The 11,492-nt window shown below is 70.9% G+C and carries 10 protein-coding genes; 3 read left to right on the top strand and 7 right to left on the bottom strand.

Annotated features, from left to right (window positions below):
- Window positions 1-27: 27 nt before the first annotated feature.
- On the bottom strand, window positions 28-1,701 hold the full coding sequence (locus tag QSJ33_RS14145) for a DUF4382 domain-containing protein (protein WP_285727310.1): 1,674 nt from the start codon (window positions 1,699-1,701) through the stop codon (window positions 28-30).
- A 166-nt stretch (window positions 1,702-1,867) separates the two neighbouring features.
- Between QSJ33_RS14145 and QSJ33_RS14140 the strand changes: the two genes are divergently transcribed.
- Both QSJ33_RS14140 and QSJ33_RS14135 read left to right on the top strand, forming a co-directional pair.
- Window positions 1,868-2,497 (top strand): hypothetical protein, encoded by a 630-nt coding sequence (locus tag QSJ33_RS14140; protein ID WP_285727307.1) that lies wholly within the window; start codon window positions 1,868-1,870, stop codon window positions 2,495-2,497.
- A 59-nt stretch (window positions 2,498-2,556) separates the two neighbouring features.
- Window positions 2,557-3,609 (top strand): helix-turn-helix transcriptional regulator, encoded by a 1,053-nt coding sequence (locus tag QSJ33_RS14135; protein WP_285727305.1) that lies wholly within the window; start codon window positions 2,557-2,559, stop codon window positions 3,607-3,609.
- A 13-nt stretch (window positions 3,610-3,622) separates the two neighbouring features.
- On the opposite strand, the gene QSJ33_RS14130 is transcribed toward QSJ33_RS14135, so the two are convergent.
- From QSJ33_RS14130 to QSJ33_RS14110, 5 genes are all read right to left on the bottom strand, one after another.
- Window positions 3,623-3,784, bottom strand: coding sequence for a hypothetical protein (locus QSJ33_RS14130; RefSeq protein WP_285727303.1), 162 nt, complete (start codon window positions 3,782-3,784; stop codon window positions 3,623-3,625).
- A gap of 102 nt (window positions 3,785-3,886) precedes the next feature.
- Entirely contained in the window at window positions 3,887-4,471 is a 585-nt protein-coding gene (locus tag QSJ33_RS14125) for a hypothetical protein (protein ID WP_285727301.1), read from the bottom strand.
- Between the two features lie 123 nt (window positions 4,472-4,594).
- Window positions 4,595-6,085: an ammonia-forming cytochrome c nitrite reductase subunit c552 gene (locus tag QSJ33_RS14120; protein WP_285727299.1), complete on the bottom strand. Its 1,491-nt coding sequence runs from the start codon at window positions 6,083-6,085 to the stop codon at window positions 4,595-4,597.
- Between the two features lie 47 nt (window positions 6,086-6,132).
- A complete protein-coding gene (gene nrfH, locus QSJ33_RS14115) occupies window positions 6,133-6,630 on the bottom strand; it encodes a cytochrome c nitrite reductase small subunit (protein WP_285727297.1) in 498 nt (165 codons plus the stop codon).
- A 172-nt stretch (window positions 6,631-6,802) separates the two neighbouring features.
- Entirely contained in the window at window positions 6,803-7,618 is an 816-nt protein-coding gene (locus tag QSJ33_RS14110) for a DUF4097 family beta strand repeat-containing protein (protein WP_285727295.1), read from the bottom strand.
- 107 nt (window positions 7,619-7,725) lie between these two features.
- Here QSJ33_RS14110 and QSJ33_RS14105 point away from each other — a divergent pair, with 107 nt between their 5' ends.
- On the top strand, window positions 7,726-10,647 hold the full coding sequence (locus tag QSJ33_RS14105) for a VPS10 domain-containing protein (RefSeq protein ID WP_285727293.1): 2,922 nt from the start codon (window positions 7,726-7,728) through the stop codon (window positions 10,645-10,647).
- Window positions 10,648-10,657: 10 nt separating this feature from the next.
- On the opposite strand, the gene QSJ33_RS14100 is transcribed toward QSJ33_RS14105, so the two are convergent.
- Complete coding sequence (locus QSJ33_RS14100) at window positions 10,658-11,485, bottom strand: crotonase/enoyl-CoA hydratase family protein (protein ID WP_285727291.1); 828 nt, start codon at window positions 11,483-11,485, stop codon at window positions 10,658-10,660.
- Window positions 11,486-11,492 lie beyond the last annotated feature (7 nt).

The following is an 11,492-nucleotide window of genomic DNA, read 5'->3' as shown; positions in this document are numbered from 1 at the left end:
TTGCAGGTCGCGGAACGGGTCCGCTGGTCAGAATCCGGTGAAGATCGCCACGGCGTAGGCGGCGAAGGTGCCATCGGGCTTGGGCACCACGGCCACCTTGGCAGGCGTGGGGGCCACCAGCTTGGCGCTCCAGGTGCTCGCATCCAGAGGCGTCACGGTGATGACTCCGGCCTGGTTGTGGACCTCCACCACCGCAGGCTGCAGGCCAGTGGTGGTGTTCAGGCCCACGGTGAGGGTCTGCGTCGCGGCGCTGGAGTTGGTGAAGGTGAAGCCCAGCTGGCCACCATTGTAGGACGTGCTGATGGCGCCGATGGGCAGGGGCACGGGCAGGAAGATCGCGTTGGCGGCATCCCAGGCCGAGGTGGTGGTGTTCCAGGTGAGGTCGCTCAGGCCCTGCACCCGTACGTCCCCGGCACCGGTGACTGCCGCGGCGAAGGCCCCGGTGTCCGCGTAGGTCGTCCCGGGCAGGCCCAGGTACCACCAGTCGAACCCGTTGGCGTAGGCGTAGGTTCGGCTCAGGCCGAAGAAGGGGTTGGTGTAGGTGAAGGAGCTGGTGTCGGCGGCGGTGATCCGGCCGCCGTCCACGGCCCGCTGCACGTTCACGGAAGCGGCATGGAGCTGGGCCTGCAGGGGATCCTTCACCTCCACCTGGACCTTGAACCCGCCCCAGATGTCGGCCAGGGCCGCGGGGCCCGTGCCCAGGCTCAGGGCGGTGCGGAAGGTGAAGGCCGTGTCGCTGTCCACGTAGATCCGACGGGGGGCGCCAGTGTCGGTGCTCACGGCGATCCAGTTGTTGGTGCGATCCACGCCATAGACATGGCCCTCAGGGGTCCACTGGGGCAGCGCCGTGGTGGAGTACCACACGCGCACCGCCCAGAGGCTGCCATCCGCCTGCATGCGGAGGGTGACCAGGGCGTTCTTCCCGGCAGCCAGACCCGCAAAGGAACCCGCGGCGTGGGCGTCCACGTCGATGAACTTCGCCCCGTTGTCCACGTTCACCGTGAGGTCGTTGCCGCTGTCCGTGTGCAGCACGAAGCTGGAGGTCCCCACGGAGGCCACCGTGCCCTTGCGGGCCCGGAACATCATCTGGGCCATGCCCATCATGCCGTTGGCGTTGGGCTTGTGGTGGATCTGGAGGTTCATCACCCAGCTGCCGTCCGGCAGCTGCACCAGGAACAGCGGGTGCGACAGGTCGAAGTCCAGCTGGAGGGCATTGCTGCTGCCCTGGGTCACCACGAGGTCGGAGCTGAGGGGCACCCACACGTTCGTGCCGCCCACCACCTTCACCTGGCTGGAGGGGATGACGGTGCCGTCGCTCTTGACCAGCGTGACGCTGCTGGGATCGATGCTGACCCGCACCGCGTCATAGGTGCCCTCGGGGATCTGGGCCGTGGCCAGGAGCTCGCCCACGCTGTCCAGGTCCACCAGGTTGATCTTGGCCGTGCTGCCCTGGAAGGCCACCACCTCCTTGGTGTGGTCGGCCTTGTTCACCAGGGTGATCTTCGTGACCACCACGTCCACCGCCGACCACTGGTCCGACGGCGCATCCGTCAGGATGATCGAGGCGGTGCCCGTGGGCGTGGTGGACGTGCCGGACGACGCGCTGGTGGAGCTGCTGCCGCCGCAGGCCGTGAGCAGGGCCAGGGCGGTGAGCCCCGCAGGCAGGGCCAGGAGGGTCAGGGAACGTGGCGTGAGACGCATGCAGGCCTCCAAGGGAGCAGGGCTCCGGAAAGGGACGGAACGGGATGCTTCCTGGGACCGGGATCCGATCCGGAGGGTTGATCCGGGGGGATGATTTTTCACGTTCCTGTCAGGTGAAGGTCCGTCGGCTTGGCCTTGACCCCTCGTCTTGCGATACTGGCCGGCCATGGCCTCCACCCTCCGCGAGCTCCTCATCCAGCGCGCCGCCCGCCTCCAGGAGCGGCCGGCCCTCACGGCCCCGGACTGGGGCACGCTCACCTACGCCCAGCTGCGGAACCGGGTGGAAGGCGTGGCGCTCGGACTCCTGGGCGACGGGGAACCGCCTGCCGTCCAGTTCTCGGACACCGGCACCCCCTGGGACTGGATCGCCGAGCTCGCCGCCGCCACCTCGGGCCTGGCCTGGGAGGCCACGGGGGCGCGGGTGCCCGCGGCGGCGCTCGGCGGCCCCCTGTTCAACGCCGAGGCGGGCCGAGGCCCCTACCACGGGCGGGAACAGGTGGTGATCGGGACGACCCCCTTCCATGGCGGCCTGGATCAGGGCGCGGTGCTCTTCCGCCTCGAGCGCCTGAACCGGCGCCTGGGCTGGGACCACGAGACCGCCGTTCGCCTGCCCCTGGACCGCCTCGGCGGGACCGAGGTCCGCGCCGCCCTGTGGAGCGCCCTCTTCGGGGGAAGCCACGCGATGCTGGGCCGGGAGGAAGCCTCCCGGCCCAGCGGCTGGCGGCGCCTCCTGGGCGGCCGGGAGGCGCCCCCACCTGAATGGGACCCTGTCCCCTTCCGCGGCTTCTGGGACTGATCCCGATTCCCCCTTCCCATTGGACAGTGCCTGGCGAATGATGGGGCCGGGAGGTCGCCATGGTCCGCAGGTCGTCCCGCAGGATGCTCGAATCCCCCCGGCCCGACGGCGGCGGCCTGGTGAAGCCCGAGCGGCTCCAGGCCGTGCTGGAGGCCGTGCGCGACGCCGGCGAGCGCGGCATCACCAAGGAGGGCCTGGCCCGCGTCCTGGGCGGTACCGCCCTGCGCACGGTGGACCGCGCCATCGCCCTCCTGGAGGACCAGGGCGCCCGCTTCGGCAAGGCCCGCAGCGGCCGTCCGGCCCTCATCCACTTCACCCTGGAGAAGGCCCCGGACTGGGACAGCAAGATCACCCCCCACGCCCGCATGGCGCTGGAAGTGGCCCTCATGACCCTGGAGGGCACCGCCACCGAGCTGTGGTTCGACCAGCTGGAGAGCCTGCGGGCCCTGGCCGACAGCCACCTCAGCAACCGGGACCGGGACCTCTTCCGGGCGCTGCAGACCCACGTCTGCGTGCGCGGCGGCGCCGACGACCAGCAGGCCCTGGACACGCGGATGCTCACCCAGGTGCTGCTGGCCCTCGGCCATCCGGAGGGCCCTCGGGAGCTGGAGCTGGCGTACCAGGCCGCCTCGGGCCGAACGACCACGCGCACCGTGGTGCCCTTCACCCTCACCCACGATGTCTTCTCGGGCGGCGCCTTCCTCCTGGCCTGGGATCCCGCCAAGCAGGAACCCCGGCACTTCCGCCTGGCCCGCATCCTGGGGGCGAAGGCCCTGCCGAAGCGGGGCCTGGTCACCGACAAGGGGCCCCTGGAGCAGGCCCGGGACTACCAGATCGGCGGCTGGTTCAGCCCCGGGGCCCCCTTCCGCATCCGGGTGCGGGTGGGCGGCACCCACTGGCCCCGGGCCCTCCAGGACGCCCCCCCCGCCCTGCCCTCGGTGGAGGTGCTGAAGGACAAGGGCGGCGTGATCTTGAGCTTCCTGGCCACGGAGCTGAACGGACCCACCCGGATCATCCTGCAGTTCGGCGCCGAGGCCGAGGTGCTCGAGCCGAAGGCGCTGCGCGGCCACCTCGCCGCCACCCTCAAGGACATGGCCGCGCGGTACCGGTAGCGCCCCGATCCGCTCAGGCGGCGGGGAGGATCCTCACGGCGTAGGACCGGTCCGGATGGGCCCGGGCCAGCTCGGCGGCCTTGGAGGCGGCCTCTTCCCGGCGCTCGAAACGCCAGGGCAGTTCGGTCAGCCGGCCGGTCGATGGATCCAGGAAAACCAGGCTGTATCGGGTCATGGGAGGGGGCTCCTCCCAAACCCTGGATCCGAACGGAGGCCGATTGTCACAGGCCTGCAACGGCCCCCAAGACTTAACATCATTTAACACCCCAAAGGTCGCCTAGGCGCCTGCCCGGGTGTTGCGCTCGATGGCGCAGAGGAGCGCCAGGACCTCGGAAGCCGTGTAGGCGCCCAGGAGGCCGAGGGCCGCGGAGGCGAGGCCTGCGGCCAGGAGGCTGAGGCCGGCCGGGAAGGGCTCGCCGCTGGCCAGAGGAAGCAGGGGGCCCAGTCCCGCCAGTCCGCTCTGGGCGTCCCCGGCGCTGATCCAGATCAGGAAGGCCCCGCCGGCGCTCAGCACCGCCAGGAGGCTCGCATAGATCTCCCCGCCCAGGCGCATGATGAGCCGGGCCAGGGGCAGGATGACGTCGCCGCCCACCTGCGGCATGGCCGCCACGTCCTGGGCCCGCAGCCAGGCCAGGTGGGCCGCCAGGTAGAAGGCCGCCGCCAGGGCGATCTGGAACACCAGCTGGGCGAAGACCGCCTGGGTGGTGGACCCGCCATCCTTCCAGAGGCCGATGGAGAGCCAGACGCCCGCCAGCACGGCGCCCAGGGCCCCCAGGCGCAGCAGCCAGGCGAAGACGACTTTGAAGAAGCGGCCTTCCGAGATGAGGCGAAGCAGGGCCGGAGCGAGGGGGAGCTTCTCCACAGGGGCCTCCAGGATGGGTGGATTCGGGCTCCAGGCTCGGGAATCGGGCCGGATCCGTCAAGCCTTTCCCGCGACAGGCGAAGGGGCGGCCGAAGCCGCCCCTCCCCGCCCGTTCGAAGCGGCCTACTTCCCGGCCACCTTGCCTTCCTGCAGGTCCCGCAGGGCGAGCTGGCCCTGGCGGGCGAAGTCGATGGCCTCGCCCAGGATGCGGGCCGCCTCCTGGGGGGCATGGAAGCCCATGGAGTTCTCGGCGTTGATGTAGTCCACCCGCCACTGGGCCTTGCGCTGGAGTTCCAGCACGGGCTGCAGCTTCGCCTCGTCCAGGCCGCCCTGCTTGGCCTTCTGGATGTCGTTGATGAGGGCCACCACGGCATCCTCCCCGCGATCAAGCAGGGCCTTCGTGCGGTCCTGGATGGCCTCGACGCGGGCCTTCAGCTCGGCCTCGGGGAAGCGGTGGCAGGTCTGGCAGGAGCGGCTGACGTCGAGGAGGGGGCTGCGCACCTGGTGGTTGCTGATCTTGATGGCGCCCTCGCGCTCGTAGGGCATGTGGCAGTCCGCGCAGGAGACGCCGGAGCGGGCGTGGATGCCCTGGCTCCACATCTCGAACTCCGGATGCTGGGCCTTCAGCACCTCGGCGCCGGTGCGGGGGTGCTTCCAGTCGAAGAAGCGGTGGCCGTCGGGGAACTTGGTGCTGTCATAGGTCGCCTCCTCCTGCTCCACCTTCAGGCCGTTGTTCCAAGGGAAGAAGAGGGTGGTCTTGGGACCGCAGTAGTACTCCACGTGGCACTGGCCGCAGACCATGGACCGCATCTCCTGGCGGGAGGCCAGGGCGTTCGGGTCGTAGGCGGCCTTGCGGTCGCCCTTGCGCCAGGTCTCGATGGAGGGCAGGTGCGGCACGGGTTCCGCGCTCTGGGCCAGGGCGGCGATGCCGCGGATGAACCCGGGTTTGGTCACCCGCAGCTGCATGGTCTTCGGGTCGTGGCAGTCGATGCAGGCCATGGGGTGCTTGGCCAGCTTGGCGGCCTCGGCGTAGGGCAGCTTGCAGACGGCCTCGAAGCCCTTCATGAGCTGCGCCTGGCCGTCTTCGCTGGTGAAGGGCTCGTCGAGGGTGCCGGGCGCCCCCAACTTGAGGCCCTCCTGGCGGTAGAGCACCGTGTTGGAGGTGTGGCAGTGGAGGCAGGAGCCGGGCTGGGGCCGCTCGGTCACGCGCTTGCTCATGTTCTGGTCGTTGAGCATGTAGGCGTGGCCGCGGCGCTTGTTGTAGTCGATGGCGAAGGCATAGCCGTCGAAGATCACCGGCAGGCGCGGATCCTCCTTCAGCTTGCTCTCGGGGAAGGCCTCGCTGCCGGCGCCGCCGTACTTGGTGCTGTACTTCTCGGCGGTCTTCAGGTAGCCGTCGTACTGGCGGGGGAAGTTCTTGCCCCAGACGGCCGGGTCGACGGTCTTCTCGTCGAGGTCCACCACCCGGAAGCTGGTCTGGCGTGCCTCCGCCTTGCGGGCGGCGATGTTGGCGTAGAGCGCCATCACGAGCACGGTGGCCACGGCCGCGCCCGCGGCGACCAGGCCCAGCCGCACGGGCGGACGGGAGAAGAAGGGGGTGGGGTTGTCGGTCATCGGGGACCTCCTCCGGCGTGGGATCGGAACTTCAGGGGAATCGGGAATCAGCGGGTGGGCCCGTGGCCCACATCCTGGTGGCACTGGACGCAGCCGTAGAGATCCGCCTTCCGGGTCGGATCCGTGGGCATGCCCAGGGTCCCGTGGGCGGTGATCTCGTCCACCAGCTCGCCATGGCAGCGGATGCAGTTGGCCTCCAGGACCGCGGCGTTGCCCGGCTTGATGCGGATGGGCTCCTGGAAATCCTGGGCCGTGAAGGCCTTCGAGTGGTGGTAGCCGTTGCTGGCCTTCACGAAGAGCTTGTGGACGACGTTGTCGTGCGGCAGGTGGCAGTCGTTGCACACGGCCACGGCGTGGTGGGGGCCCTTCTGCCAGCCGTCATACTCCTCGCGCATGACATGGCAGTTCACGCAGGCCTTCGGATCGTTGGAGAGATAGGCCGTGCCGTGGGCCGAGACGAAGGTGTAGCTCCCCGAGCCGACGAAGACCCCCACCAGCACGCTGGCCAGCACACTCAACAGGACGATGGGGCGCGTTCCGCTCATGGGGCATCCGGGGGGGCAGCCGAGGCTCCAGCCTCGTGCCAGGAAAGGATGGAATAGTATTAGGACCAGTCAATCCTAAATTGATGTTTGTCACAGCCGCGGGGGTCCGGATCCGCCTCAAACGCAACGGGGGCCGGCATCGCCGGCCCCCGACAATTGTCACGGCGTCCGTCTAGTCCAGGCGGATGCCCCCGTTCACGGTGCTCACCTCGATGACCTGGTCCGACCCGGGGAAGACCGCACTGACCCGGTGCTTCTTGATCTCCACCTGCTCCGCGCCCTTGGCGCTGAAGGAGATGTCCCCGTTCATGGTGGAGGCCTTCAGCCGCCCCTTGAGGCCCGCGAGCTGCAGGTGGATGGCCCCGTTCACCGCCTCGGCCTTGATGCCCCCGCCCTTCCCGTCCAGGCCCGAGCCCTTGATCGCGCCATTCACCGTCCCCAGGTCCAGGGGCCCGGATACCTGGTCCAGCGTGACGGTCCCGTTCACCGTCTTCGCCTTGAGGGCCGCGTCCAGGCCAGAGGCACGGACCGCCCCGTTCACGGTGGTGAGGGCGGCCTCCCCGCGGGTGCCCGTGAGGCTGATCTCGCCGTTGACGGTGTCCAGGGTGGGACGGACCTCCCGGGGCACCTTGAGGGTCATCTGGCACTGGGGCCCGCGGTAGGAGCCCCAGCCGTCGTGCTTGGGATATTCGCCCCGGATGTCCAATCCGCCGGAGGCGGGTTCCAGGACCACCTTCACCTGCTCGCCTTCGCTGCTGGGCTTGAACTCGCCGGTGAACTGCACCTCGGCCCGATCCCAGGCCTCCACCCGGATATGGCCGTTGAGGTTGTGCACCCGGAGGGTGCTGCCGGCGGCCAACGGGACCGTGCGGGTCTCCGTGGCCTTCTCCGCCTTGGCGGGTTGGATGACCACGGACTGGGCCGCGAGGGGCGCCAGGGCAAGGGCGAGGGCCGCGAGCGGCCGGGTCAGGGACCGGTTGAGGGACATGGAATCCTCCTGGTTGTCAGAGAGCCTTGGGGGGCTACGGCTGTTTTCGTAGGAGGTTTATCCGGGCCCCGACCCCGGCTAGGGTGGAGGACCCTCCCGGAGCCCCCGTGCCGATCCGCCCCTCCCTGCTCGCCGCCCTGCTGCTGACCCCGGCCCTGGCCCAGCCCGCCGACCCCGCCCTGCTCCAGGGCCTGCGCTGGCGCTGCATCGGCCCCTTCCGGGGGGGGCGTACGGTGGCCGCCGAGGGGGTTCCGGACCGTCTGGGCCTCTTCTACATGGCGCCCAACAACGGCGGCATCTGGAGGAGCACGGACTTCGGCCGGACCTGGACCCCCATCTTCGACGGCCAGCCCACGGGCTCCATCGGCGCCTTGGCCGTGGCCCCCTCGAACCCGGACGTGATCTACGCCGGCAGCGGCGAGGGCCTCCAGCGCCCCGACCTGAGCGTGGGCAACGGGATCTACAAGTCCACGGACGCCGGCCGGACCTGGACCCACCTCGGCCTGCGGGACGCCCAGCAGATCCCGGCGATCCTCGTGGACCCGAAGAACCCCGACCGCCTCTTCGTGGCCGCGCTGGGCCACCCCTACGGCCCGAACGCCGAGCGGGGCGTGTTCCGCAGCCTGGATGGCGGGCGCACCTTCCAGAAGGTCCTCTTCAAGGACGCGGACACGGGCGCCGTGGCCCTGGCCTTCGATCCCTCCAACCCGAACACCCTGTACGCCGCCCTCTGGGCCGCCCGCCAGGCCCCCTGGGAGGACGGCGAGTTCAGCGGCGGCGGCAGCGGACTCTACAAGTCCACGGACGGCGGCACCACCTGGCGCCCCCTCGGCAAGGGGCTGCCCGGCGCCGCCCAGGGCCTGGGCCGCATCGGCTTCGCCGTGGCCCCCAGCCGGCCCTCCCGCCTCTACGCCCAGGTGGAGGCCCGGGAAGGCCGGGGCACCTACCGCTCCGAGGACGGCGGCGGGACCTGGACCCGCGTGAACGCCGAACGCCGTGTCTCCGGCCGGGGCGACGACTTCGCGGAGATCCGCGTGGACCCCCGGAACCCGGACCTGGTCTACGCCGCCAACACCTCCACCTACCGCTCCACGGACGGCGGACGCACCTGGACGGCCCTCAAGGGCGCGCCCGGCGGGGACGACTACCACAGCATCTGGATCAACCCGAAGGACCCGCAGCAGATCCTCCTGGGCGCCGACCAGGGCGCCACGCTCACGGTGAATGGCGGGAAGACCTGGAGCAGCTGGTACAACCAGCCCACGGCGCAGTTCTACCATGTGGCCACAGACCGCCAGTTCCCCTACCGCGTGTACGGCGGGCAGCAGGAGAGCGGGTCCGTGGGCATCCGCAGCCGCGGCGACAGCGGCGCCATCACCTTCCGCGACTGGCACCCCGTGGGGGTGGAGGAATACGGCTACGTGGCGCCCGATCCCCTGCACCCCGACCTGATCTACGGCGGCAAGGCCACCCGCTTCGACCGGCGCACGGGGCAGACCGTGGACGTCTCCCCCGATCCGCTGCGCCAGGGCGGCTGGCGCTTCCTGCGCACCATGCCCCTGATGTTCTCGCCGGTGGATCCGCATACGCTCTACCTGGCCGGCAACGTGCTCTTCAAGACCACCGACGGCGGGCAGACCTGGGACGTCCTCAGCCCGGACCTCTCCCGCACGGACCTGCCCACCCCCCCCTGCGTGGGCACCTACGCGGGCACGCCGGCGGCGAAGATCGGCCGGCGCGGGGTCATCTACGCCCTGGCGCCTTCGCCGAAGGACGGGAACCTGATCTGGGCCGGCACGGACGACGGCCTCATCCACGTCACCCGCGACGGCGGCAAGAGCTGGCGGGACGTGACGCCGAAGGGCCTGCCCCCCTGGAGCAAGATCGCAGGCCTGGAAGCCTCCCGCTTCGACCCGAGCACCTGCTACGCGGCCGTGAACGCCCTCCGCCTGGACGACCTGCGCCCGCACCTCCTGCGCACCCGCGACGGCGGGGCCACCTGGCAGGAGGTCGTGGCCGGCCTGCCGGCCGACGGGCCCGTCAACGTCGTGCGCGAGGATCCCGTGCGGCCTGGCCTGCTCTACGCCGGCACCGAGCAGTCGGTCTACGTGAGCTTCGACGCCGGGGAGCACTGGCAGTCCCTCCGGCGGAACCTGCCCGCCACCTCCATCCGCGATCTGGTGGTGCATGACGACGACCTCGTGGTGGCCACACACGGCCGCTCCTTCTGGATCCTCGACGACGTGGCGCCCCTCCGCGAGCTGACCCCGGACCTGGCCGCCGCTCCGGTCCACCTCTTCCGGCCCCAGGCGGCCCTGCGCTGGCGCGCCAGCCTGAACACCGACACGCCCCTGCCGCCGGAGGAGCCCGCGGGCGAGAACCCCCCGGACGGCGCCCTGCTGGACTTCTGGCTGAAGGCCCCCGCGAAGGAGGTCCGGCTGGAGATCCTCGACGCCCAGGGCGAGGTCCTGCGCACCTTCGACAGCCAGGACCGGCCCAAGGCCGTCGATCCCACGACCCTGAACGTCCCGTCCTTCTGGATCCGGCCGCCCCAGGCCCTGCCTGCCGCCGCCGGCATGCACCGCTTCGTGTGGGACCTGCGCCTGGCCGCCCCGCCCGCCTTCCGCCACGAGCCCACCATGGCCGCCGAGCCGGAGGACACGCCCCTGGAACCCCAGGGGGTCCTGGTGCCCCCCGGCGACTACCGGGTGCGCCTCACGGTGGACGGGAAGGTCTCCGAGCAGCCCCTCCTGGTCCGCATGGATCCCCGCGTCACGACCCCGGCCGCCGATCTGGCCCGGCAGTACGACCTGGGCCGGACCCTCGCGGCCGCCATGGCCCTGAGCCACCGGGCGGTGGCCCAGGGCACGGCCGGCCGGTTCATCCCCGTGGACAAGCTGAAGGCCCTCAACGGCCAGCTGGGCACCCTGCTCGTGCTCACCCAGCAGGCGGATGTCGCCCCCACACCCGCCCAGGTGCGGGCCGCCGAGCGCCTGAAGGCGGAGCTCCAGTCCCTCCTGGCCCGCTGACCCCCGCCCTTCAGTCCCGGAATTCCGGCGTCTGTCGGCTCATGCTGGCCATCATCGCCGCCTGGATGTCCTGGGACACCAGCATGGCGGCGTTCCAGGTGGCGATGTGGGCCAGGCCGTCGGCCACGCTGTGGTCCCGGGCGTGGTTCAGCATCTCCTTGGTGCCGCGGATGGAGAGGGGGGAGCGGGCCGCGATGGTCCGCGCCAGCTCCAGCACGCCGGCCGCCAGGGCTTCGGGCGTGTCGAACACGCGGTTCACCAGCCCGCAGGCCCGGGCCTCCTCGGCCAGGATCTTCCGGCCCGTGTAGGCCCATTCGCGCACGAGGCCCGGCGCCACCAGCTTCGGCAACCGCTGGAGGGTGCCCACGTCCGCCACCATGCCGAGCTCGATCTCCTTGATGGAGAAGTGGGCTTCCGCGGAGCAGTAGCGCAGGTCCGCCGCCGCCACGAGATCCAGCCCGCCGCCCACGCAGGCGCCGTGGATGGCGGCCAGCACGGGCTTGCGGCAGCGCTCCAGGCTGGTGAGGCAGTCCTGCAGGTCGAGGATGGCGCGGCGGAGGTTCTCGTTGGTGCGGCCCGGGCACTCGTCCTTGATGGCCTGCTGCACGCCCATGAGCATGGCCAGGTCGATGCCCGAGCAGAAGTGCTTCCCGTGCCCCGCCAGCACCACCACCCGCACCTCGTGTGTGGCGTCGGCCCAGGCCATGACCGTGCGCAGCTCCTGCCACAGGGCCTCGTTCAGGGCGTTGGCCTTGTCGGGGCGGTCCAGGTGGACCTGGGCGATGTGGTCCTCGACCCGGACGGCGAGGGCGGTGAAGGCGGGCATGGGGTTCGTCATGTCGGGC

Origin of the sequence: Geothrix rubra, from assembly GCF_030268065.1 — a bacterium.
GTDB lineage: Bacteria > Acidobacteriota > Holophagae > Holophagales > Holophagaceae > Geothrix > Geothrix rubra.
The sequence above is the reverse complement of the archived record's forward strand: the minus strand, read 5'-3'. Positions and strand labels throughout refer to the sequence as shown.